The organism is Arthrobacter sp. MMS24-T111 (assembly GCF_054888995.1).
In genome coordinates, this window is sequence record NZ_JBTZRO010000001.1 from 3,743,180 (window position 1) to 3,765,044 (window position 21,865).

The following is a 21,865-nucleotide window of genomic DNA, read 5'->3' on the forward strand; positions in this document are numbered from 1 at the left end:
CCCGGCGCGGGCGGGGGTCACCCATCCGGCCGGCAGCTAGTCGGGAGCGCGCCTGAGCTTGATGTCCAGGGAATCGACGCGCTCCCCAAACAATACATTCCGGGACCACTCCGCCTGCAGGCCGGCCACCAGTTGCTGGACACCGGCGGCGTCCAGCCCGTCCTCGAGGTAGAGCACCACCTGGAGTTCGGGTCCGGCGCCGCCGCCGGGAACCACGGCGCCGTCGGCAGCAGTGGCGGACACTCCCCTGCCAGGCAGGAGTTCGATGCCGCGGACCGCGGGAAAACCGGAAGCGGCACGGCCAAGTTCGCCCGCAAGCTCAGCGTCCTCGTAGGACGGGACCCAGCGGTGCTGCTTGGCCAAGGCCCAGACGGCCGGGCGGCGGACCACGAAGGTAAAGTCGGCCCCCGGGTCCAGGACCAGGAGTTCGGCGCCCTCAGCGACGGCAGAGAGCGCGGCGCGGGCCGCGTACACGGCAACCGGCCGGGCCTCGGGGTGCCAGGCGGAGAGCGCGGCCGCAGAGGTGAATGCCGGGAGCACGGTCCGGCCGTCGGCGGCCTTCAGCGTGACCAGGGCCATGTCTGCCTGCTTGTCGGCGTGCAGGCCGTGATCCGTTTCCGCTTCCTCAGCAAGCTGCGCCACGATGGGGATAAACACCCGGGCTGTTGCCAGCGCCGCCACCACCCCGGCTTCGCTGCCGCTCCCCTGCCGGAGCGCCGCAACAGCGGCGAGGTAGCCGGCGTCGGCCGTGCCGTCGTCGTCCTCGAAGTTGTGGATCTTGCCGTCTTCACCGGCGAGGCTGCGCCCGGCCCATGGCCTGCCCGCAGAGTCCGCCGGCCCGCCGGCCCCGGCAAGGGCTGCGGCGATATGTCCTGGAAGTTGGCGGGCTGGGGGATGTCCCGGTTCCTCGGCGTTGGGCATTGGCTGGACCTTCCGGGCGCCTAGCGCCGGCCGGCGACGTCGAGGGCTTCGGGCAGCGTGAAGGCCCCGCTGTAAAGGGCCTTTCCCACGATGGCGCCTTCCACTCCCAGCGGCACCAGCGAGCGGAGGACCTTGAGGTCATCAAGGCTGGAGATGCCGCCGGAGGCGACCACGGGCTTGCCGGTCTTTTCCACCATCTGGCGGAGGAGTTCAACGTTGGGTCCCTGCAGGGTGCCGTCCTTGGTCACGTCGGTCACCACATAGCGGGAGCATCCGGCCTCCTCGAGGCGGCCCAGCACGTCCCAGAGATCCCCGCCTTCCTTGGTCCAGCCCCGGCCCGCCAGGGTGGTGCCCCGGACGTCCAGTCCGACGGCGATTTTGTCGCCGAAGCGTTCGATGGCCCGCGCGGTCCACTCCGGATTCTCCAGGGCTGCGGTGCCCAGGTTGACCCGGGCGACGCCCAGGTCCAGGGCAGCTTCGAGGGTCTCGTCGTCGCGGAGGCCGCCCGAAAGCTCCACCTTGATGTCCAGGCGGCCCACCACGTCGCGGAGCAGGTCCGCGTTGGAGCCGCGCCCGAACGCCGCATCCAGGTCCACCAGGTGCACCCATTCGGCGCCCTGCTGCTGCCAGTTCAGTGCCGCGTCCAAGGGCGTGCCGTAGCTGGTTTCGCTGCCGGCTTCCCCCTGGACCAGCCGGACGGCCTGCCCGTTGACGACATCGACGGCAGGCAGCAGTTCAAGGACCGGCAGGTCATGTGCGGTGGTCATACTCATCCTCAGTGTTGGTTCTTCGGGACAGGGGCTGGGGCGACGACGCCGGCATGGTCGCCGGCGCCCCGCGGGGTCAGCTGGCGGTCAGCGTGAGCAGGTAGGCGGCCAGCAGCGACATGGCGGCCAGGACATAGAACGACACTTGGGTCCAAAGCGGCTTGTGCTGTTGACGGAACGAGATGCCGCCGCCAATCAGGATGCCGGCGAGGCCCATCAGGAGTACGGACCACATCTAGGCGCCGCTGCCGGCTTCGGCCGGGGAGGTGCCTTGGCCGGCGTCGTCGGTGGCGGGCTTGCGGAGGCCTTCCACCCAGTTGCGCAGGAGTCGGGCGCCGGCGTCGCCTGACTTTTCGGGGTGGAACTGCGTTGCGCAGAGCGGCCCGTTCTCCACGGCGGCGATGAAGGGGCCGCCGTGCTCGGACCAGGTGACCAGTGGTGGCGCCATCCGCGGCTGGATCACCTCAAAGTTCCATTCCTGCACGCCATAGGAGTGCACGAAGTAGAATCGTTCGTTTTCGACGCCGGCGAACAGCTTGGACCCTTCGGGCACCTTGACGGTGTTCCAGCCCATGTGCGGGACAACCTCGGCGCGCAGCGCCTCCACCTTGCCAGGCCATTCACCGATGCCCTCGGCTTCGGTGCCGTGTTCCACGCCGGCCTCGAAGAGAACCTGCAAACCCACGCAGATGCCCAGCACCGGGCGTCCTCCTGCGACGCGCCTGCCGATGAGCCGGATGCCGTCCACGGCCTTGAGTTCGCGCATCACGGTTTCGAATGCGCCGACGCCGGGCACCACCAAGCCGTCGGCGTTAAGCACATCTTCCGGTTTGGCGCTGAGGATCACTTCCGCACCGGCGCGTTCCAGGGCGCGCACAGCGGAGCGGACGTTCCCGGATCCGTAGTCGAGCACCGTCACCGTCGGCTTGCCCTCGGGCGACGGGAGCTTCTGCGAGGCGGTGGGATCGATGATCGCGCCGTCCTTGAGCACCTGCCCGCTCACAGCGCACCCTTGGTGGACGGAATGCCCTCGACGCGGGGGTCCGGTTCGACGGCGGCGCGCAGGGCGCGGGCGAAGGCTTTGAACTGCGCCTCCACGATGTGGTGCGGGTCCCGGCCGGCCAGGACGTTCATGTGCAGGCAAATGCCGGCGTGCAGCGTGATGGCCTCAAAGACGTGGCGGGTCAGGGAGCCGGTGAAGTGGCCCCCGATCAGGTGGTACTCCTGGCCAGCGGGCTCGCCGCCGTGGACCAGGTAGGGACGGCCGGACACGTCCACCACCGCGTTGGCCAGGGCCTCATCCAAGGGCACGGTGGCCTCGCCGAACCTGCGGATCCCGGCTTTGTTTCCCAAGGCGGTCCGCAGGACCTCGCCGAACGTAATGGCGACGTCTTCCACGGTGTGGTGCACGTCGATGTGGGTGTCTCCGGTGGCTTTGACGGTCATGTCGATCAGCGAGTGTTTGCACAGCGCGGTCAGCATGTGGTCGTAGAACGGAACCGAGGTGTCGATGTTGGACACACCCGTTCCGTCGAGGTTGATCTCCACGAGGACGGAGGACTCGCTGGTGGCGCGCTCCATTCGGGCGGTCCGGGCCGCAGCAGTGTTCGAACCGGTTGAACTCATGGTGAAGGATCCTTAGTGGGAGAAGGAGTGGTTCAGGGCGCCCAGCGCCGCAGTATCAAGTCTAGGCGGGAAGCGCGGCGTGGCCGGCAAGGATGCGTTCCAGGGATGTGAGGAAGGCTGTGGTTTCCGGCTCAGTACCTGCCGTGACCCGCAGGTGGCCCGGAATTCCCACGTCGCGGATCAGCACGCCCGCGTCCAGCAGTTCCTGCCAGACCTGGTGCGGGTTCTCCAGGCCACCGAAGAACACGTAGTTGGAGTCGGACGCCGCAGGCTTCAGGCCCATCCTCGTCAGCTCAGCCACAATCCGGTCGCGCTGCTGCTTGATGTCCTGCACGTCGGCCATCAGCGCTTCCCGGTGCTGGAGGGCCGCCAGGGCGGTTGCCTGCGTGATGGCGGACAGGTGGTAGGGCAGGCGCACCAGGCGCAGGGCATCGGTGACCTCCGGTGCCGCGGCCATGTAGCCAAGGCGGGCCCCGGCAAGGGCGAAAGCCTTGCTCATGGTGCGGGAGACGATCAGCCGCTCCCTGCCGGGCAGCAGGGTCAGTGCGCTCGGGGTGCCGTCGTGGGCGAACTCGTGGTACGCCTCGTCCACGATGACGATGGTCTGGCTTGGAACACCGGCCTCGTAGACAGCCTCGACGACGTCCAGTCCCAGGCCGGTGCCGGTGGGATTGTTCGGCGAGCAGAGGAACACGATGTTCGGCTGCAGCTCCCTGACCTGGCGGGCAGCGGACTCTGCGCTGAGGTCATAGCCCTCGGCCCGGACACCGGTGATGTATTCCGTGTCGGTGCCGCTCGCCAGCAGCGGGTACATGGAGTACGTAGGCGGAAAGCCCAGGGCAGTGCGGTTCGGGCCGCCGAAAGCCTGGAGGATTTGCTGCAGGACCTCATTGGAGCCGTTGGCGGCCCACAGGTTGGTTTCGTCGAGCCCGTGGCCAAGGTATTCGGCCAGGGCCTTGCGGAGCTCGGTGAACTCCCGGTCCGGGTAGCGGTTCAGGCCGGCGGCGGCCTCCGTCACGGCGGCGCTGATGGCTGCCCGCACGTCCGCCGGGACGCCATGGGTGTTCTCGTTGACGTTCAGGAGAATGGGGACGTCCAGTTGGGGCGCCCCGTAGGGAGTCAGCCCGCGAAGGTTGCTGCGGAGGGGTAGCCGGTTCAGGCGTTCTAGCTGGTCGTTCACCTGAACAGTTTAGTTGCCGTGGCAATTACCAGAAAATATGACACTTTCCGCCTGCCCCGGAAACTGCCGGGGCAAGGAGCTGACGGCAGACTCCGGGTGGGACGGGCACCGGCAGGTTCCAGGCCGCGGCGCCCACGGCCGCCGCTCCGGGGCGACCGCTCAAGGGCAGGTCAGTGGCTGGGGACGAAGAGTTGCTGCCCGGGCAGGACGGCGCCGGCGGACAGGTTGTTGAGCTGGACGATGTCCGCCACGACGTCGCGCGCATCCCGGTTCGGAGCTACGGCACCGGCGATGGACCAGAGGGACTGGCCGGGCTGGACGGTGACTGTCACCGTAGGTGTCACGGCGAGGTCCGCGGCGGAGTCGGAGGCCTTGGCCGGGGAGTGGAAGAGTCCCGCCAGTGAGAGCAGCAGGACCGCGACGAGAATCAGCGGCACTCCCACCAGGACGATCCGGCCCCGCCGGGTCAACCGAAGCGGCGCCGGGGATGGCGCAGTTCCGGCACTGATCCGCCGGTTGCCTGACATGTGGCGCTCCCCGGCCAAGAATTCCGGACGGGAAATGCGGGAAAGAGTTAAAGCTGACATGAACTGAGCCCTCCTGGACCTGCCGTGCTGCCCGGGTGTCCGCCGCTGCCGTCCTGCCTGCCCTGCCGGAATACCAATCTCTTCCGGCCAGGTCTTCGAACAGGTCACGCAGTGATTAGAACACATATTCGAACTTTGCTTACTAAGTTTTAGCACCTATCAACGAACAATGTCGAGACTCGCTAGAACAAATGTTTGAAAAAGCAATGTGGCTGGCCTAGCTTGGAAACCAAGAACAACCACCACTGAAGTTGAACAGCAGGGTCTGACAATGACAGCGGCGACCCTTCACGCAGCGCCGGCCAACGGCGTGGGGCGGAAGATCCGGCGGCAAGCGAAAGGCATTGGCGAACATGGCAGCAGCAGCCGCCGGGGGCAGGACGGCCCCGCAACCAAAGAGGACTCCGAAGGGGCTTACCCCACGGCAAAAAAAGATCCTCGAGACCATCCAGCGGTCCGTCAATGACAACGGCTACCCGCCCTCGATGCGCGAGATCGGCGACACGGTGGGCCTGGCGAGCTTGTCCAGCGTGACCCATCAGCTGTCCCAGCTGGAAAAGCTGGGCTACCTCCGGCGCGACCCGAAGCGGCCGCGGGCCATGGAGGTGCTCATGCCCCTCACGCTCGACGGCGGCGCCGGGAAGCCGCTTGCCGCGTCAGCACCGCAGACGCCGGGCGCCACCGTAACGGAGCTGCCCACCGCGCTGGACACCGCCATGGTTCCGCTGGTTGGCCGGATTGCCGCCGGCGGTCCCATCCTCGCCGAGCAGCTCGTTGAAGATGTCATGCCGCTCCCCCGCCAACTTGTCGGCCAGGGTGAGCTGTTCATGCTCAAGGTGGCCGGAGACTCCATGGTGGACGCCGCTATCTGCGACGGAGACTGGGTTGTGGTGCGCCGCCAGGCGGACGCCGTCAACGGTGACATCGTCGCTGCCCTGCTCGATGACGAAGCAACCGTCAAGACTTTCCGCCAGCGGGACGGCCACACCTGGCTGCTCCCGCAAAACACGCAGTACGAACCCATCCTGGGCGACCACGCGACCATCATGGGCAAAGTGGTCTCGGTGCTGCGGTCGCTCTGACACCGCCTGTCACCTCCGGCCGCGGCAGGCCTCTATCCGGAGGCCTCCGCGCCGAGCCTGGTGAGCGCGGCCAGCGCCTTGCTGCGGTCCGTCGTGGACCAGAAAGGCGGCAGCGCGGCCCGCAGGAAGCCCGCATAACGTTCGGTTGCCAGCCGCGAATCCAGTACCGCCACGACGCCCTTGTCGCCGGTTGACCGGATCAGCCGCCCGGCGCCCTGCGCCAGCCGGATGGCCGCGTGGGTGGCCGACACCGACATGAAACCGTTGCCACCGGCTTGGGCCACGGCCCGCGACCGGGCTGTCATGAGGGGGTCGTCCGGTCTGGGGAAGGGAATCCGGTCGATCACCACGAGCCGGCAGGACCCGCCCGGAACGTCCACCCCCTGCCACAGGGACATGGTCCCGAAGAGGCAGGTGTCCGGTTCGTCGGCGAACTGCTTGACCAGGGCGGTCATGGTTGACTCGCCCTGGCAGAGCACGGTCATATCGACCTTGGGCCGCAGGGCGTCGGCGGCCTCTTCCGCAGCGCGACGCGAGGAAAAGAGGCAGAGGGCACCGCCACCGGATGCTTTGATGAGCGCCTCGAGCTCCTCCAGTGCTTCCGGCGAAACACCCCGGCCGGGTTTGGGCAGGTGTCCCGCCACGTAGAGGATGCCCTGTTTGGGGTAGTCGAAGGGTGAGCCGACGTCCACGCCGGTCCAGCTGGGAAGTCCGTCGCCTATCAGTCCCAGTCCGCCCGCTGCCGGTTCGAAGGCGGACCCGATGGCCAGGGTGGCAGAGGTCAGCACAACAGTGTGACCGGCGAAGAGTCCTTCCCTCAGCCGCCCGGCAACGGACAGCGGCGCGATGTTGACCAGGACCGGTGCATGCTCGTCAGGCTGGGAGTAGCCCTGGCCGGGGTCGAAGGTGCTCGCGCGCGAGAACCAGACCACCTCGCGGTTCTCCCGGGCAGCCAGCAGCCGTTCGCACAATTCCAGGATCAGCATGAGGCGGGACCGGGCGAGTTGCCGTCCGCCGTCGGCCGTGGTGTTGCTGTCCCCCTTGGAATCGGACAGCGCCGCGCGGCAGGCCTCACGCAGCTGGTCCACGCAGTCCAGCTGTTCGTCGTTCAGGCCATTGGGCAGCAGGCCGTTCGGCGCCCCGGCGAGAGCCAGCTCAAGGTTGGCCGCCGCCGCGTTCAGGGCGTCAACGGTGATGGCCGTGTGCTTGCGGGCACCTGCTGCGGCGGCGTGCACCATGGCCACGGACAACTGCCCGGATACGGCCCCGGTGACACGGTCCTGCAGTTCATGCGCCTCATCCACCACCACGACGTCATATTCGGGCAGCACCGCGAGCCCCTCAAAGGCACTGACGGCAAGCATGGCATGGTTGGTCACCACGACGTCTGCCTCGGCCGCGTCCTGACGCGCCAGTTCACTGAAGCATTCAGCGGCCATGGGACATTTTTGCGCGCCCAGGCATTCCATGGAGGTCACGGATACCTGCCGCCAGGCCCGGTCGGTCACGCCAGGTAGGAGCTCGTCACGGTCGCCGGTGGCGGTCTTCTCGGCCCACTCCCGCAGCCGCACCACTTCCTTGCCCAGCTGGGAGGCGGGGCCGCCCACTGAGGCGGCGAAGTGCGGCACGCTGGTGTCCTCGCCCAAGGAGAACAGCTGGCCCTCCGAAGGCTCTTCGGAAGGAAACCCGCCCTCGAGCTTGTGTCGGCAGACATAGTTGGATCGCCCCTTGACCAGGGCCACTTTGACGGGGCGCTCCAAGGCGGGGGTGATGTTCTTCAGCAGGCGGGGCAGGTCCCTGCCCACGATCTGGGTTTGCAGGGCCAGCGTGGCCGTCGACACCAGGGCGGGCTTATTGCTTTCCAGTGCGTGGGCAATGAGCGGTATCAGGTAGGCCAGCGACTTGCCGGTCCCGGTGCCTGCTTGGACCAGGAGATGGTTGCCCGAACTGATGGCCCGGGCCACCTGGCGGGCCATTTCGTGTTGTCCGTTGCGGCTCTGTCCACCCATGCCGGCGACGGCGCGGTCGAGCAGTTCAATGACGAACTGCTCGCCGGCCGCCTGCACAGCTTCGCCGGCCGCGAGGTCAGTCATTGAGGGCGTATGGTTCCAGCTCGGATGCGAGGCCCTCGCGGACCATCACCACGGCCCTGGTACCTTCCTCAACGTGGTCGAGGTTGATGATTTCGGCGTCGGATTCGTGCAGCTTGCTGAGCAGGTCGCCCCGGTCGTACGGAATGAGCAGTTCGAGCTTCACGCTGGGCCTCGGGATGGCGTCACTGATGGCCTTCAACAGCTCGGCAATACCCTCACCCGTCCGGGCAGAGACCACCACATGGCGTGGTTCGCGCTGCTTCAGGCGCTCAATCACGAAGGGATCGGCGGCATCGGCCTTGTTCAACACGATGATCTCGGGCACCTTGCGGGCGTCAACTTCGCTGAAGACCTTCCGGACCGCGGCAATCTGGCCCTCGGGATCGGGGTGCGAGGCATCCACCACGTGCAGGATCAGGTCCGAATCGGCCACCTCTTCGAGGGTGGAGCGGAAGGCCTCCACCAGCTGGGTGGGAAGCGAGCGGACGAACCCTACGGTGTCGGCCAGGGTGTACCCCAGGCCGTCAGCGGTTTCGGCCTTGCGGACGGTGGGATCCAGGGTGGCGAACAAGGCGTTCTCCACCAGGACGCCGGCGTCGGTGAGCCGGTTGAGCAGGGAGGATTTTCCCGCGTTGGTGTACCCGGCGATGGCCACCGACGGTACCTCGTTACGACGACGGTTGGCCCGCTTGGTTTCCCGCGCCGGCTTCATCGCGGCGATCTCGCGCCGAAGCTTGGCCATGCGCGTACGGATCCGGCGCCGGTCCAGTTCGATCTTGGTTTCACCGGGGCCGCGCGAGCCCATGCCGGCGGCGGCGCCACCCACTTGGCCACCTGCCTGGCGGGACATCGATTCGCCCCAGCCGCGGAGTCGGGGAAGCAGGTATTCCAGCTGTGCCAGCTCCACTTGGGCCTTGCCCTCGCGGCTCTTGGCGTGCTGGGCGAAGATGTCCAGGATCAGGGCCGTACGGTCGATGACCTTGACCTTGACGATGTCTTCGAGGCCACGACGCTGCGAGGGTGCGAGCTCGGCATCCACCACCACGGTGTCCGCACCGGTGGACATGACGATGTCCTTCAATTCGAGCGCCTTGCCCGAGCCCAGGAACGTTCCGGGATCCGGCTTGGCCCTCCGCTGTACCAGCCCGTCGAGGACCTCGGAGCCGGCCGTCTCTGCGAGGGCGGCAAGCTCCCGGAGCGAGTTTTCGGCGTCGGCCAGAGTTCCGTCGGCCCAGAGCCCTGCCAGGACCACCCGTTCCAGGCGGAGCTGGCGGTATTCGACCTCGGTGACGTCTTCCAGTTCGGTGGACAACCCTGCCCTGCGGCGCAAGGCGCGGCGTTCCTCGAGGTCCTGCTGGTCGCCGTCGTACGTTGAATGTTCTTCGTCGAGGCGGGAGATGGCCTGGGCCTTGCCGAGCACCGCTTTCCCGGTGCCGCTGCCGCCGGCGGGCGTGCTGACATTCCGGGCCGGTACGTCCTTGGCGAGGATCCGGTCGATGACAGCCTGGATTTCCTCGGGACTCATGTCCTGGGCGGCTGGATCGGACCCGGTATTTGGCTGGCTGGTCATGGTCTCCTTTGAAGATTCGGCATTTCCAGAATAGTGCCGATTGGTTGGAAGGTGGGAAGTATTCGCGCTGGGCTGACGGCCTGCGGTCATGCAGTCCTCCTGATGGTGGGGCCGCCGGCTGCGGTGCCGGGGCCGGGGTGCCGCGTAGTATGGGGCGGCTGGACGGGCGAGGCCGGAGAATGGCGGGAAGCGCGGCGCAAGGCTGACGTTCGAGTATTGTCCGGCGGCCGGGCCTGGACGGACTGGTCCGGTCCGGTGCACAAGCGGAAGGCATGCAAACCTGCGTCGCTGTGGGACGGGCTGCCTCTGCAGGGCAGCGGCGCACACGGGCGGGGCCCGTAGCGCCTACTCGAAGATCAAGAACATGCCCACCAGCCTAACAGAGGGGTGCAGGCACAGTTTCCCATTACGCTGCAGGGGGAACTACTCTGGCCAGTTATGGAGTCCGCTCACTATTTCAGCACGTCCCCCGCCGGGCCCTTTACCCGCAAGCCCCTCACCGTGGAACTGGCCGGCGAAACGCGCAGGCTCCAGACCTCCTCGGGCATTTTCAGCCCGGACGGCATCGACAAGGGCACCGCAGTACTCCTGGCGGAGGTGCCTGCCCCGCATCCCCACGGCAACCTGTTGGACATTGGTTGCGGCTGGGGACCGGTGGCCCTCACCATGGCACTGCTGGCGCCCCAGTCAAGGGTCTACGCGGTGGACGTCAATGAACGGTGCATCACCCTGACCAACGAGAACGCCGACGCGCTGGGCCTGTCCAACGTGGTTGCCAGCACGCCTGAGGCCGTGGACCCCGATGTGCGTTTCGACACCATTTGGTCCAATCCGCCCATCAGGATCGGCAAGGAAGAACTGCATGCCCTGCTGAAGCTGTGGCTCCCCCGCCTGGCTGACGGCGGCACGGCGTGGCTGGTGGTCCAGAAGAACCTGGGCTCGGACTCGCTGCAGCGCTGGCTGGCCGCCGAACTGGACAGCTCCTTCACCGTGACGCGCGAATCCACCGCCAAGTCCTTCCGGATTCTGAAGGTCAGGAAAGCGTCCCGCTCGCCACAATAACCGCCGGACCGCTGAGTTCCACGTGCTCGTGCCCGCCGGGTCCGGCGAAGAACTTGACGCCTACAACCCCTCCGGGAACATGGACGCGCCAGACGTCGGGAGCCTCGGCACCCGCCCAGTGCCGGATGGCGACGGCGGCCGCGCAGGCCCCCGTGCCGCAGGATTGCGTCTCCCCCACACCGCGCTCATGCACGCGCATGGTCACCGAGCCGACGCCGTCGTGCACGAGGGGCTCAGCCGGAACGACGAACTCCACGTTGGTCCCGTTTGCCGGGACAGGGTCGACTTTCGGCGCGGTGAAAAGCCGGGTCCCGGCCAGCTCGGTTAGCTCGGCAAGGGCCACCACGGTGTGCGGGTTGCCCATGCTCACGGACAAGGCCGGCCGGGGAACCTCCAGCCCGTCGGCAGCGACGAGGGAATCCATGGCTTTGGCACTGGCTTCGCCGGGGAAGATGAACTCCCAAGGGCCCATGTCAACCGCGTAGTCGTTCCCGGTACGGACCACCGTCTTGACTCCGCCGCGCGTCCCGATGGCAAGTGAACCGCCGTCGGGCAGGTCGATCAGCCCCTCGGTGCGCAGGAAGTGGACGAACACCCGGACCCCGTTTCCGCACATTTCCGACAGCGAACCGTCCGCGTTCCGGTAATCCATGAACCATTCCGCGCCGGGGGTGTCCAGCAGCAGTTCCCTGCCCTCCGGCAGGAAGCGGGAGGGCACGGCCCTGATCAGCCCGTCGGCGCCGATTCCCTGGTGCCGGTCGCACAAGGCCGCTGCCTGGTGCACGTCGAAGCTGCGGGTGCCCTCGGGATCGGCCACCAGGACGAAGTCATTGCCCGTGCCGTGCCCCTTGGAAAAGCGGAGGCCGCCCATGGCACGAAGGGCGGATCCGGACGTTTCGGCGGGGGTATCATTCATGGTCCCAAGCGTAGCGGCGGATGCCGCTGCCGCTGAAACCGCGGTTACCTGCAGAGCAGCGCAGCCTTGCCGGCAAGTTCCGGATCCTGCCAGTCCAGCCACGTGATGCGGGGGTCGGCGCGGAACCATGTGAGCTGGCGGCGGGCAAATTGGCGGGTAGCCACAATGGTTTCCTCCGCAGCGTCCGCCACGGTTGAGGCGCCGTCGAGGACCCGCAGGAACTGTGCATAGCCGAGGGCCCGGGAGGCTGTCTTCCCGGTCCGCAGGCCTTGGGCGTCAAGCGTCCCCACTTCTGCCAGCAGCCCGGCGTCCACCATCCGGTGGACCCTGGCTGCCAGGCGCTCCCGCAGGACATCACGGTCTACGTCCAGTCCCACCTGGACAGCCGGCTGGTGGTACTCCCGGCGCGGCATGAAGGAGCTGAAAGGCCGTCCAGTGAGTTCGTGGACTTCCAGGGCGCGGATGATCCGCCGGGCATCAGAGAGCCGCTCCGCCGACACGGGATCCACGGCGCGGAGCCTTACCAGCAGTTCTGCCGTCCCGCGTTCCGCGTGTTCGGCCTCAAGCCGGGCGCGCAACGATGCGTCCGTGCCGGGGAACTCCAGTACGTCCAGGGCGGCCCGTACGTAGAGCCCCGAGCCGCCGGCGAGGATGGCCCTCTTGCCGCGGGCATGGACAGCCGCTATCACGTTGCGGGCCTGCTCCTGGAACGTGGAGACGCTCGCCTCCTGCGTGACGTCCATGATGTCCAGGAGGTGGTGTGGCACGCCCTTGCGCTCGGCCACGGAGATCTTTGCGGTGCCGATGTCCATGCCCCGGTAAAACTGCATGGCGTCGGCATTGATGACCTCGCCGTCCAGTTCCAGGGCAAGGTTGACGGCAAGATCCGATTTGCCGGAGCCAGTGGGACCGACGACGGCGATAACGGGCGGGGCGACCACCGGTCAGCGGGTGCGCAGCGGCAGCGAAGGCATGCCCAGCGAGACACCCTTTTGTCCAGCTCCGCTCCCCGGCACCGGCGCTCCGCAGGAATCCGCCTGCGACCGGTCCCAGGCGTCACCGGCGCGCGACCTGCGCAGGCTGTAGTCATCGGGCGTGGGGTCGGCCACCAGGTGGAAGGCAGCGGCATCAGTGATGGTGACGGTCACGAGGTCGCCCGGCCTGGGGGCCGGCGCGCCTTCAGGGACGGAGAAATGTACCAGCCTCTGGTCCCTGGACCGGCCGGAGAGCCGGTGCGTCTCCTCGGACTTGCGGCCCGACTGCGCGGTGACCATGACCTCCAGCCGGCGGCCGAGCTGCTTCCGGTTTTCCTCCGCGGCGATCCTGTCCTGCAGCGCGGTGAGCCGTTCGAACCTTTCCTGGACCACGGCCTTGGGCAGTTGGTCCGGCAGGTCCGCGGCAGGGGTCCCTGGCCGCTTGGAATACTGGAAGGTGAAGGCGGTGGCAAACCGCGACTTCTCGACGACGTCGAGCGTGGCCTGGAAGTCCTCTTCTGTCTCGCCGGGGAAGCCGACGATGATGTCGGTGGAGATGGCGGCGTCAGGGATCCTGTCCCGGACCTTGTCCAGGATGCCGAGGAACTTTGTGGACCGGTAGGACCGCTTCATGGCCTTCAGGATGCTGTCCGAGCCGGACTGCAGCGGCATGTGGAGCTGGGGCATGACATTGGGTGTTTCCGCCATGGCCTCGATGACGTCATCGGTAAATGCCGCGGGGTGGGGGCTGGTGAAACGGACCCGTTCCAGCCCTTCGATGTCGCCGCAGGCACGGAGGAGCTTGGAGAAGGCCTGGCGGTCGCCGAACTCCACCCCGTAGGAGTTGACGTTCTGGCCAAGCAGCGTGACTTCGATGGCGCCGTCGTCCACGAGGGCCTGGATTTCAGCGAGGATCTCGCCCGGGCGCCGGTCCTTTTCCTTGCCCCGCAAGGCAGGCACGATGCAGAACGTGCAGGTGTTGTTGCAGCCAACCGAGATGGACACCCAGCCGGAGTACACGGAGTCGCGCTTGGTGGGCAGCGTGGACGGGAACACGTCCAAGGACTCAAGGATTTCCAGCTGCGCTTCGTCGTTGTGCCGGGCCCGCTCGAGCAGGGCCGGGAGCGCACCAACATTGTGGGTTCCGAAAACGGCGTCAACCCAGGGCGCCTTCTTGAGAATGATTTCCCGGTCCTTCTGGGCCAGGCATCCGCCCACCGCGATCTGCATCCCGGGGTTTGCCGCCTTGACGGGCGCCAGGATACCGAGGTTTCCGTAGAGCTTGTTGTCAGCGTTCTCGCGCACGGCACAGGTGTTGAACACCACGACGTCGGCTTGCTCGCCTTCCGCGGGAACGTATCCGGCGTCTTCAAGTAGTCCCGCCATCCGCTCGGAGTCGTGGACGTTCATCTGGCACCCGAACGTCCGCACCTGGTAGGTACGCTGCCGGGCTCCGGGCTGCGGACCCGTTCCGGGTTCGACGGAAGGGGTGGTGCCGGAATGGGGGAAGGAATGGTCAAACTCACCCGTTAAGGGTACCGGCTCGGGAGCGGGTCACCGTCGGGATCCCGGACTGAACCGAGTACGTCATTGACGATCCTGAACGCCTGCGCGGGCTGGTAGCCCTTTCGCGCCAGCATGGACGCCAGACGGCGCACTGCTTTATCCCGTTCGGCCGGGTCCGACAAGTTTGTTCCGGGACGCAGCTTGCGTTCAACCAGGGTCCTGGCGGCAGCTTCCTCATCGGCGTCCGTCACTTGTTCCAGGGCCGCGGCGGCGGTTTCGGCGTCGATGCCCTTCTCCGACAGCTCGCGCCGGAGGGCACCCCTGGCGAGCTTGAGGGACTGGGATCGACTCCTGACCCACATGTCGGCAAATTCGGCGTCATCGATCAGGCGGACTTCCTGGAATTTGTCCAGGACTTCCTCTGCCACGTGTTCCGGAATGTTCCGTTCGGCCAGTTTCCGGGCAAGCTGCAGCCTGCTCTTCGGCGAGGCCGTCAGCTGCCGGTAAACGATGGCCTTGGCCACCCCGGCAGGATCCGGTTCAGCGTCCTCTGACAGAGGGTCTCCGGGCACGGCGGACCGCTCCGTGGCCCCACGGACGGGGTTGGCGGAGCGGCGCCGCCGGGTACCGGATTTGGGTGACCTGGCGTCAGGCGAATGCGCCTCGGGAGACCACGTCAAGGGCTAGAACCCGTCGACGGCTTTCAGCTTGGGCGTGTCCTTGGACTCGTCCTCCGCCGGCTTCACGCCCACACCGAGTTTCTCCTTGATGAGGCGCTCCAGTTCAGCGGCAAGCTCGGGGTTGTCGCGAAGGAACCGGCGCGAGTTCTCCATGCCCTGGCCCAACTGGTCGCCATCGTACGTGAACCAGGAGCCGGACTTCTTGATGATGCCGTGCTCGACACCCATGTCGATGATGCCGCCTTCGCGGGAGATGCCCTGGCCGTAGATGATGTCGAACTCGGCCACCTTGAAGGGCGGGGCCATCTTGTTCTTCACGATCTTGGCCTTGGTCCGGTTGCCGACCGAATCAGCGCCTTCCTTCAGGGTCTGGATGCGCCGGACGTCGATGCGGACCGACGCGTAGAACTTCAGCGCCTTGCCACCGGTGGTGGTTTCGGGGGAACCGAAGAACACACCGATCTTTTCACGGAGCTGGTTGATGAAGATGGCGGTGGTCTTGGTCTGGCTCAGGCGGCCGGTAATTTTACGCAATGCCTGGCTCATGAGCCGTGCTTGGAGGCCGACGTGGCTGTCGCCCATGTCGCCTTCGATTTCAGCGCGCGGAACCAGGGCGGCGACGGAGTCGATGACGACGATGTCCAGGGAACCGGAGCCCACCAGCATGTCCATGATTTCCAGGGCCTGCTCACCGGTGTCCGGCTGTGAGACCAGCAGGGCGTCGGTATCCACGCCGAGCTTCGCGGCATAGTCCGGATCCAGGGCGTGCTCGGCGTCGATGAAGGCAGCGATGCCACCCAGCCGCTGGGCGTTGGCCACGGCGTGCAGTGCCACGGTGGTCTTACCTGACGATTCCGGCCCATAGATCTCCACCACGCGGCCGCGTGGCAGCCCGCCAATGCCGAGGGCGACGTCCAGGGCGATGGACCCGGTGGGGATGACTTCGATGGGGGCACGGACTTCGTCGCCCAGGCGCATCACCGAGCCCTTGCCGAACTGCTTGTCAATCTGGGCAAGTGCTGCTTCCAGCGCTTTTGCACGATCCGGGGCTGCCGCCATGGTTGACACCTCTAATGCTTTCTCGATGGTGGCCTGTGCGGCCGTCTTGTTGGTCATCTCTGACGCTAAGGGGACCCACTGACATTCCGGCCTCAGGACATCGGCTATGTGGATAAACCCAATAGAAAAAGCATAGCGTTATCCGAACAGGTATTCGAAGAGGAAGGTCGCGCGGCGTGTCCGGCAAGGGTTCCCGGACCGGTCGGCAGGAGGCCCCGGGCCGACCGGCGGATGGGTCGTGCCCCGCGGGCGTCAGTCGCGGCGAGGGGCTATGTCCCGGCCGAGCCGGCGGTCCGCCGGCACGTCCTGGAGGTCGCAGACGGCAAGCCAGACCTTGCGCGGTTCCACCCCGGCGGCCAGTGCCTGGTCCGCGGTGCGCCCGCCGACCCCGGCCAGGACCAGGGTACTGCTCAGCACGCGGGAGTAGCCCGCGCCGAACTCGTCATCCATGAGCCGCCAGTAGTCGCTGATTCGCATCGGTAAATCCTCTCATGAGCGTGGACCCTAGAATTGTTGCCATGAGCAACTCCCCCGATGGCACGCCGGCTGATGTAGCAGTCGATGCTGCCGCCGATACGGCCCTGCAGAACGTCGAGCACCAGATCAGTCTTTTTTGGCGGCGGGCCCGGGCCATTTCGAACCAGCTGTCCCGGGAAGTGCACCCGGACATGGAGCCTGCGGCGTACGGGCTGTTGACTGTGATCCGCCGGGAGGGGCCTATCCGGCTGACCGAACTGGCGATGAACATCGGGGTGGGCAAGCCCTCCGTCAGCCGGCAAATCGCGTTCCTTGAAGGCCTGGGGCTGGTTTCCAAGGAGGCTGATCCGTTGGACCGCCGGGCGCAGTCCATCCGGTTGACCCCCAAGGGGGAGGAAAAAATGCACCAGGTCCAGGACGCCCGGCGCCAGGTCTTCCAGGAACGGCTGCGGGAATGGCCGGTGGAGGACCTCCAGGAACTGGCCCGCTACATGGCCAAGCTGAACTCCACCTACGAGCCCGACGGATTCCCGAAGGAAGCACCGGGCGCGTCTCCGGCACGGGAGAGCTAGCCGCCTTCACGCAAGAAAAGCCCCCGGCCATGCCGGGGGCTTCCTTGTTCCACGGCCCACCCAACGGGTGGGGGCTGCCCCTAACGGGCGCCGGAGAGAAGGCCTGTGGAGAGTTCGTCGTTCAGTTCTGCGTTGAGGTCGCGTTCCAGGTCACGGCCGTAACGCTGGGAGAATTCCTGCGGTACGGTGTCCGGAACTGCAACGCCCTCGGCTACTGCCACCCGGTCGCTGACCTCCCGAAGCATGCTGGACAACGGCACGTCCAGGGCGGAGCAAATCGAGGACAGGAGCTCTGACGAGGCTTCCTTCTGGCCACGCTCCACCTCACTGAGGTATCCCAGGGAAACGCGGGCGCTGTGCGAAACTTCACGGAGCGTGCGCCCCTGACGCTGGCGGACATCGCGCAGCACATCACCGATTTCGTGACGAAGTACCACCATCTTGCGCTCCTTCTGTTCGCTCTTAGCCTGTTCGGCGAGGCCCACATCCTTCCAGCGGACAACGCCGTTTACGGATACGGGCTGCTTTACCATCTGTATCGCCTTGCTCCCTCATTGGTCAGGTCCGCCAAAAGGCGGACCGTCTGGTCGTTTCATCCTAGGCGCCTCCGCTCTCCGGAAGCGACACAATGTAATAACTAATCGGTACCGGCTTTTGTTCCCGGCAACTTTACGTGCGGTAACTTGGGCGGGCAAGCGTCAGGCTGAGATCGCCTCAAGGAGCCTTTCAAGGGCCGCCGCACACGCTTCGGCGCGGATGTCAGGCCGGCTGCCCGTAAAGGAATATTCAAATGCCGTGCTGCCGGCGGCAGTGGCGATCCCCACGTAGACCCGCCCGACAGGTTTGCCGTCGTGCGCCTCCGGACCGGCCACGCCGGTGGTGGAAACCCCGAGGTGGGCGCCCAGGACGTCTCGGGCTCCTGCCGCCATGGCGCGGGCGACGTCCGGGTCGACGGAGCCGACGCGGGCCAGGAGCCCGGCGGGGACGTGGAGTACGCCTTCCTTGACGGAGTTTTGGTACGCCACGACGCCGCCCTGAAGCATGCCAGAGGCGCCGGGGGTATCGGCGAGGACGGCGGAGACCATGCCGGCGGTCAGGGACTCTGCGGTGGCGACGGTCAGTCCCACGTCAAGTGCCTGCCGCACGACCTGTCCGGCGAGATGGTGGAGGTTGCTCAAGGTTCCTGTCCTTTCGCCGTTCCTGCCTGCCGCCCCTTCGCGCGCAGGCGCAGGGCTTCGATGACATATTCGACGCCGGTCCACACGGTGATGGCCAGCGCCGCCATCATGACGGCGAAAGCAACCCACACCAGCCACGGCGCAAAGGCGCCCAAAGGGAGCAAATACAGGAAGATCGCTGCGGTCTGCACGACGGTCTTGAGCTTTCCGCCGCGGGAAGCGGGAATGACTCCGTAGCGGATGACGAAGAAGCGAAGGGCCGTGATTCCCCATTCCCGGACCAGGATCACGAGCGTTGCCCACCACGGCAGTTCACCCAGCAGGGAAAGCATGACCAGTGCCGATCCGATGAGCAGTTTGTCCGCGATGGGGTCGGCAATCTTGCCGAAGTCCGTGACGAGGTTCCGGCTCCTGGCGATATCGCCGTCGAGCTTGTCCGTGTAGATGGCGACGGCGAACGCCGCCACCGCGGCCCAGCGCCACGGCCCGTCCTCACTGCGCAGGCCGGGGGCATCCGCCACAAGGAACCACACGAAGAACGGGACCAGCGCGATGCGGATCATGGTCAGGACGTTGGGAAGGTTCCAGACCCCGGCACGGCGCGGGCCGGCGGCGGTGGCATCGGTGCTAGTCACGTACCTAGGCTACCTTCCCGGGGCTGCCGCAACGCCGGCGCGGCCCTACCGTCCGGTCAGCGACCAGGCGTCCTCGGAGCCGTCGTCGTCATCGCCGTATCCGCCGGGAGCGGAATCGGAGCCGTCGTAGTACTCGACGTTCTGCTTCCTTTTGTCCAGGTCGGCGGCCACCAGGTCCTCTGCGTAGCCGCCCTGTGCGATGTTGGCGTTGGCATTGTCACTGAGCGCGGCTGTCTGCGAATCCGGGGCGGCCGGTGCGTCCTGGCCCTTCATCGCGGCCAGGACCGCGGCGAGGTCGTCCGGCTTGACCAGCACGTCGCGGGCCTTGGAGCCCTCGGAAGGTCCCACCACTCCCCTGGACTCGAGCAGGTCCATGAGCCGGCCGGCCTTGGCGAACCCCACCCGGAGCTTGCGCTGCAGCATGGAGGTGGAGCCGAACTGCGTGGTGACCACGAGTTCCGTGGCCTGCAGCAGCACCTCGAGGTCATCGCCGATGTCGTCGTCGATCTGTTTCTTTTCCGCCTCGGGGGCGACGTCGTCCCGGTAGACGGCCTGGAGCTGTCCCTTGACGTGCTCCACCACCTTGTGGATCTCGGATTCGGTGACCCAGGCGCCCTGGACGCGCATCGCCTTGGAAGCACCCATCGGCAGGAAGAGCGCGTCGCCTTGGCCGATGAGTTTTTCGGCGCCTGGCTGGTCCAGGACCACGCGGGAGTCGGTGACGGAGGACGTGGCGAAGGCCATGCGGGACGGCACGTTGGCCTTGATGAGGCCGGTCACCACGTCCACGGAGGGCCGCTGGGTGGCCAGCACCAGGTGGATGCCGGCGGCACGGGCGAGCTGGGTGATGCGGACGATGGAGTCTTCGACGTCGCGCGGGGCGACCATCATCAGGTCGGCGAGTTCGTCCACGATCACCAGCAGGTACGGGTACGGCCGGATGACGCGCTTGGAGTCCACCGGCGGGTGGACCTTGCCGGCACGGACGGCCTTGTTGAAGTCGTCGATGTGCTTGAAGCCGTAGTTGGCGAGGTCGTCGTAGCGGGCGTCCATTTCGCGGACCACCCACTGCAGTGCCTCGGCGGCCTTCTTGGGGTTGGTGATGATCGGCGTGATCAGGTGCGGGACGCCCTCGTAGGCGGTCAGTTCCACGCGTTTGGGGTCCACCATGACCATGCGCACCTCGTCCGGGGTGGCGCGCATCAGGATGGAGGTGATCATCGAGTTCACGAACGAGGACTTACCGGCACCGGTGGCACCGGCGACCAGGAGGTGCGGCATCTTGGCGAGGTTGGCCACCACGTAGCCGCCCTCGACGTCCTTGCCGACGCCCATCACCATCGGGTGGTCCGTGCGGCGGGCGTTCTGGCTGCGGAGCACGTCGCCCAGGGAGACCGTCTCGCGGTCCGTGTTGGGGATCTCGATGCCGATCGCGGACTTGCCCGGGATGGGGCTGAGGATCCGGACGTCCGAGCTGGCGACCGCGTAAGAGATGTTCTTGGACAGCGCGGTGACTCGTTCCACCTTGGTGCCCGGCGAGAGTTCGATCTCGTACCGGGTGACGGTGGGGCCGCGGCTGAAGCCGGTCACGGTGGCGTCCACGTTGAACTGGGTCAGGGTGTCGGTCAGGGCGGCGACGACGGCGTCGTTGGCCTCCGTGCGCTCCTTGGGGATGGATCCCGGGGTCAGGAAGTCCGAAGCCGGCAGCGTGTAGGTGACGTCCCCGGCGAGGGAGAGCTGCTCGGTCCGCTGCGGGATGGGTACCGGTGGCGGAGCGGGCGCTACCGGATTCGAGGGCACCGTGGGTGCGGCGGCCGGCTTCCCGGGAGCCGCGGCGCCGGGAATAACCAGCGGGATGGCCTCGGTGGCGTTCTCCGCGGCAGGCGCCGAACCGGCGCCCAGGCCCTGCGCGGCCTTGATTTTTTCGACGGCGATCTCCGCCTGGGTGGGGCGCCGGACGCCCGGTGCGGGCCGCGCGGGCTCCGGCTCGTCGTCGTCGATGACCGCGTGTTCGAAAGCTTCGTCGCCCACGTAGCCTTCCAGGCCGGCATCGGGCTCCTGGTCCTTGCCGAACAACCTGCGCTTCTTCTTTTTGGGCTCAGCGGCTGCGGGGCGTTCGAGGTAGCTGCGGTCGTGCACGTGGCCGGGGTCCTGGTCCATCAGGTCGATGCCCATGAGGTGCTCGTAGGCTCCGCGAAGGCGGCGCGGGATGGCCGTGAACGGGGTGGCCGTGATGATCAGCAGGGAAACGAAGGCCAGCAGCCCGTAGAGTGCCACCGGCACGGCGGGATGGATGGCGGCCAAGGGACTGGCTGCCAGGAAGCCGAGCATGCCGCCGGCTTTGCGGAGGCCGTCGAAGCCATCGGCAACCGTGGGCTGGCCGCCGAGGATGTGGGCCAGGCCGCACCCCGCGAAAGTCATGATGAGGAAGCCGATGCCCACCCGATTGTTGCCCCGGCCGTCCGAGGGGCGCCTGAATAGGCGGAACGCGCAGACAAAGAGCATGAGCGGGAGCAGCAGGGAGAGCCAGCCGAAGGTTCCGTTGACCACGGCGTAGACGGCGTCCGGGAACCAGCCCGTCAGGCCCCACCAGGCGAACGTGGCAATGAACACACCCAGGGCCAGGTTGAACAGCGCGGCACCGTCGCGGCGTTCGTCCGCGGAGAGGTCGCTGACGTCGTAGCCGATCCGGCGTACTCCCCCGCCCACCAGGTGCCCGATTCCGAGCCATGCCCCGCCCACGACGCGCAGGAGCCAAGGCTGGTGGTGTTCGACGGCGGGAAGCTGGCGGGTGCGTGCAGTGCTGGTTGAGCCGCCGCGCCCTGTCTTGCCGGCAGTGGAGCCGGTTCCGCGGCCTGTGGAGCTTCCGGCTTTGCTGCCGGAGCTGCCCCTGCCGGTACCTTTGGGCGCGGAAGTAGTACGTGTGGCCATAGTAGCCACGGTACCGGAAGCATGCTGTGATTCCGGGGATATCGGGGCT

22 protein-coding genes are annotated in these 21,865 nt (G+C 66.9%); 3 read left to right on the forward strand and 19 right to left on the reverse strand.

Going from position 1 to position 21,865, the window contains the following annotated elements; genetic code table 11:
• Nucleotides 1-36: 36 nt before the first annotated feature.
• The 7 genes from ACX5I6_RS17520 to ACX5I6_RS17550 form a co-directional block, all read right to left on the reverse strand.
• Entirely contained in the window at nucleotides 37-921 is an 885-nt protein-coding gene (locus ACX5I6_RS17520) for an SseB family protein (protein WP_461841299.1), read from the reverse strand.
• Between the two features lie 20 nt (nucleotides 922-941).
• Nucleotides 942-1,688, reverse strand: a complete 747-nt coding sequence (gene priA, locus ACX5I6_RS17525) for a bifunctional 1-(5-phosphoribosyl)-5-((5-phosphoribosylamino)methylideneamino)imidazole-4-carboxamide isomerase/phosphoribosylanthranilate isomerase PriA (protein ID WP_461841300.1) — start codon at nucleotides 1,686-1,688, stop codon at nucleotides 942-944.
• A 76-nt stretch (nucleotides 1,689-1,764) separates the two neighbouring features.
• Nucleotides 1,765-1,923 (reverse strand): hypothetical protein, encoded by a 159-nt coding sequence (locus ACX5I6_RS17530; RefSeq protein WP_461841301.1) that lies wholly within the window; start codon nucleotides 1,921-1,923, stop codon nucleotides 1,765-1,767.
• The gene (gene hisH / locus ACX5I6_RS17535; RefSeq protein ID WP_461841302.1) at nucleotides 1,924-2,691 is read right to left on the reverse strand and encodes an imidazole glycerol phosphate synthase subunit HisH; all 768 of its coding nucleotides are present in this window, start codon (nucleotides 2,689-2,691) and stop codon (nucleotides 1,924-1,926) included.
• Nucleotides 2,688-3,314 carry an imidazoleglycerol-phosphate dehydratase HisB gene (gene hisB, locus ACX5I6_RS17540; RefSeq protein WP_018763618.1) on the reverse strand — a complete coding sequence of 209 codons (627 nt, stop codon included), beginning with the start codon at nucleotides 3,312-3,314 and terminating at the stop codon, nucleotides 2,688-2,690. The genes hisH and hisB overlap by 4 nt, the downstream gene beginning before the upstream one ends.
• A 61-nt stretch (nucleotides 3,315-3,375) precedes the next feature.
• Nucleotides 3,376-4,494, reverse strand: a complete 1,119-nt coding sequence (locus ACX5I6_RS17545) for a histidinol-phosphate transaminase (protein ID WP_461841303.1) — start codon at nucleotides 4,492-4,494, stop codon at nucleotides 3,376-3,378.
• 170 nt (nucleotides 4,495-4,664) lie between these two features.
• Nucleotides 4,665-5,021, reverse strand: coding sequence for a LysM peptidoglycan-binding domain-containing protein (locus ACX5I6_RS17550; RefSeq protein WP_461841304.1), 357 nt, complete (start codon nucleotides 5,019-5,021; stop codon nucleotides 4,665-4,667).
• Between the two features lie 413 nt (nucleotides 5,022-5,434).
• On the opposite strand from ACX5I6_RS17550, the gene lexA reads away from it, so the two are divergent.
• Nucleotides 5,435-6,163, forward strand: coding sequence for a transcriptional repressor LexA (gene lexA / locus ACX5I6_RS17555; protein WP_461841305.1), 729 nt, complete (start codon nucleotides 5,435-5,437; stop codon nucleotides 6,161-6,163).
• A gap of 32 nt (nucleotides 6,164-6,195) precedes the next feature.
• Here lexA and ACX5I6_RS17560 read toward each other — a convergent pair whose 3' ends face one another.
• Together ACX5I6_RS17560 and hflX are read right to left on the reverse strand one after the other, a co-directional pair.
• Complete coding sequence (locus ACX5I6_RS17560) at nucleotides 6,196-8,256, reverse strand: ATP-dependent DNA helicase (RefSeq protein WP_461841306.1); 2,061 nt, start codon at nucleotides 8,254-8,256, stop codon at nucleotides 6,196-6,198.
• Nucleotides 8,249-9,826, reverse strand: a complete 1,578-nt coding sequence (gene hflX / locus ACX5I6_RS17565; RefSeq protein ID WP_461841307.1) for a GTPase HflX — start codon at nucleotides 9,824-9,826, stop codon at nucleotides 8,249-8,251. Before hflX ends, ACX5I6_RS17560 begins: the two co-directional genes overlap by 8 nt.
• A 438-nt stretch (nucleotides 9,827-10,264) precedes the next feature.
• Between hflX and ACX5I6_RS17570 the strand changes: the two genes are divergently transcribed.
• On the forward strand, nucleotides 10,265-10,888 hold the full coding sequence (locus tag ACX5I6_RS17570) for a class I SAM-dependent methyltransferase (protein WP_461841308.1): 624 nt from the start codon (nucleotides 10,265-10,267) through the stop codon (nucleotides 10,886-10,888).
• On the opposite strand, the gene dapF is transcribed toward ACX5I6_RS17570, so the two are convergent.
• The 6 genes from dapF to ACX5I6_RS17600 all read right to left on the reverse strand — a co-directional run bounded on the left by dapF (nucleotide 10,860) and on the right by ACX5I6_RS17600 (nucleotide 16,500).
• On the reverse strand, nucleotides 10,860-11,804 hold the full coding sequence (dapF, locus tag ACX5I6_RS17575; RefSeq protein ID WP_461841309.1) for a diaminopimelate epimerase: 945 nt from the start codon (nucleotides 11,802-11,804) through the stop codon (nucleotides 10,860-10,862). The two genes, ACX5I6_RS17570 and dapF, sit on opposite strands and share 29 nt — an antisense overlap.
• Nucleotides 11,805-11,848: 44 nt before the next feature.
• Nucleotides 11,849-12,745 (reverse strand): tRNA (adenosine(37)-N6)-dimethylallyltransferase MiaA, encoded by an 897-nt coding sequence (gene miaA / locus ACX5I6_RS17580; RefSeq protein WP_461841310.1) that lies wholly within the window; start codon nucleotides 12,743-12,745, stop codon nucleotides 11,849-11,851.
• A gap of 3 nt (nucleotides 12,746-12,748) precedes the next feature.
• Nucleotides 12,749-14,188, reverse strand: a complete 1,440-nt coding sequence (miaB, locus tag ACX5I6_RS17585; RefSeq protein WP_461841311.1) for a tRNA (N6-isopentenyl adenosine(37)-C2)-methylthiotransferase MiaB — start codon at nucleotides 14,186-14,188, stop codon at nucleotides 12,749-12,751.
• Between the two features lie 119 nt (nucleotides 14,189-14,307).
• Nucleotides 14,308-14,808, reverse strand: a complete 501-nt coding sequence (locus ACX5I6_RS17590; protein ID WP_461841746.1) for a regulatory protein RecX — start codon at nucleotides 14,806-14,808, stop codon at nucleotides 14,308-14,310.
• A 159-nt stretch (nucleotides 14,809-14,967) separates the two neighbouring features.
• Entirely contained in the window at nucleotides 14,968-16,023 is a 1,056-nt protein-coding gene (gene recA, locus ACX5I6_RS17595) for a recombinase RecA (RefSeq protein ID WP_026265110.1), read from the reverse strand.
• A 252-nt stretch (nucleotides 16,024-16,275) separates the two neighbouring features.
• Nucleotides 16,276-16,500, reverse strand: coding sequence for a DUF3046 domain-containing protein (locus ACX5I6_RS17600; protein WP_018763630.1), 225 nt, complete (start codon nucleotides 16,498-16,500; stop codon nucleotides 16,276-16,278).
• Between the two features lie 41 nt (nucleotides 16,501-16,541).
• Here ACX5I6_RS17600 and ACX5I6_RS17605 point away from each other — a divergent pair, with 41 nt between their 5' ends.
• Nucleotides 16,542-17,072 carry a MarR family winged helix-turn-helix transcriptional regulator gene (locus tag ACX5I6_RS17605; protein WP_285248075.1) on the forward strand — a complete coding sequence of 177 codons (531 nt, stop codon included), beginning with the start codon at nucleotides 16,542-16,544 and terminating at the stop codon, nucleotides 17,070-17,072.
• Nucleotides 17,073-17,152: 80 nt separating this feature from the next.
• On the opposite strand, the gene ACX5I6_RS17610 is transcribed toward ACX5I6_RS17605, so the two are convergent.
• From ACX5I6_RS17610 to ACX5I6_RS17625, 4 genes are all read right to left on the reverse strand, one after another.
• Nucleotides 17,153-17,605, reverse strand: a complete 453-nt coding sequence (locus ACX5I6_RS17610; protein WP_018763632.1) for a helix-turn-helix domain-containing protein — start codon at nucleotides 17,603-17,605, stop codon at nucleotides 17,153-17,155.
• A gap of 165 nt (nucleotides 17,606-17,770) precedes the next feature.
• On the reverse strand, nucleotides 17,771-18,250 hold the full coding sequence (locus ACX5I6_RS17615; RefSeq protein ID WP_461841312.1) for a CinA family protein: 480 nt from the start codon (nucleotides 18,248-18,250) through the stop codon (nucleotides 17,771-17,773).
• The gene (pgsA, locus tag ACX5I6_RS17620) at nucleotides 18,247-18,885 is read right to left on the reverse strand and encodes a CDP-diacylglycerol--glycerol-3-phosphate 3-phosphatidyltransferase (protein WP_461841313.1); all 639 of its coding nucleotides are present in this window, start codon (nucleotides 18,883-18,885) and stop codon (nucleotides 18,247-18,249) included. Before pgsA ends, ACX5I6_RS17615 begins: the two co-directional genes overlap by 4 nt.
• 45 nt (nucleotides 18,886-18,930) lie before the next feature.
• A complete protein-coding gene (locus tag ACX5I6_RS17625; RefSeq protein ID WP_461841314.1) occupies nucleotides 18,931-21,816 on the reverse strand; it encodes an FtsK/SpoIIIE family DNA translocase in 2,886 nt (961 codons plus the stop codon).
• Nucleotides 21,817-21,865: the final 49 nt, after the last annotated feature.

Bases quoted from the DNA above. Each gene is read 5' to 3' on its own strand.
- ACX5I6_RS17520 (WP_461841299.1), bottom strand. From the start codon at position 921: ATGCCCAACGCCGAGGAACCGGGACATCCCCCAGCCCGCCAACTTCCA.
- priA (WP_461841300.1), bottom strand. From the start codon at position 1,688: ATGACCACCGCACATGACCTGCCGGTCCTTGAACTGCTGCCTGCCGTC.
- ACX5I6_RS17530 (WP_461841301.1), bottom strand. From the start codon at position 1,923: ATGTGGTCCGTACTCCTGATGGGCCTCGCCGGCATCCTGATTGGCGGC.
- hisB (WP_018763618.1), bottom strand. From the start codon at position 3,314: ATGAGTTCAACCGGTTCGAACACTGCTGCGGCCCGGACCGCCCGAATG.
- ACX5I6_RS17550 (WP_461841304.1), bottom strand. From the start codon at position 5,021: ATGTCAGGCAACCGGCGGATCAGTGCCGGAACTGCGCCATCCCCGGCG.
- lexA (WP_461841305.1), top strand. From the start codon at position 5,435: ATGGCAGCAGCAGCCGCCGGGGGCAGGACGGCCCCGCAACCAAAGAGG.
- ACX5I6_RS17560 (WP_461841306.1), bottom strand. From the start codon at position 8,256: ATGACTGACCTCGCGGCCGGCGAAGCTGTGCAGGCGGCCGGCGAGCAG.
- hflX (WP_461841307.1), bottom strand. From the start codon at position 9,826: ATGACCAGCCAGCCAAATACCGGGTCCGATCCAGCCGCCCAGGACATG.
- ACX5I6_RS17570 (WP_461841308.1), top strand. From the start codon at position 10,265: ATGGAGTCCGCTCACTATTTCAGCACGTCCCCCGCCGGGCCCTTTACC.
- dapF (WP_461841309.1), bottom strand. From the start codon at position 11,804: ATGAATGATACCCCCGCCGAAACGTCCGGATCCGCCCTTCGTGCCATG.
- miaB (WP_461841311.1), bottom strand. From the start codon at position 14,188: ATGAACGTCCACGACTCCGAGCGGATGGCGGGACTACTTGAAGACGCC.
- recA (WP_026265110.1), bottom strand. From the start codon at position 16,023: ATGGCGGCAGCCCCGGATCGTGCAAAAGCGCTGGAAGCAGCACTTGCC.
- ACX5I6_RS17600 (WP_018763630.1), bottom strand. From the start codon at position 16,500: ATGCGAATCAGCGACTACTGGCGGCTCATGGATGACGAGTTCGGCGCG.
- ACX5I6_RS17605 (WP_285248075.1), top strand. From the start codon at position 16,542: ATGAGCAACTCCCCCGATGGCACGCCGGCTGATGTAGCAGTCGATGCT.
- ACX5I6_RS17610 (WP_018763632.1), bottom strand. From the start codon at position 17,605: ATGGTAAAGCAGCCCGTATCCGTAAACGGCGTTGTCCGCTGGAAGGAT.
- ACX5I6_RS17625 (WP_461841314.1), bottom strand. From the start codon at position 21,816: ATGGCCACACGTACTACTTCCGCGCCCAAAGGTACCGGCAGGGGCAGC.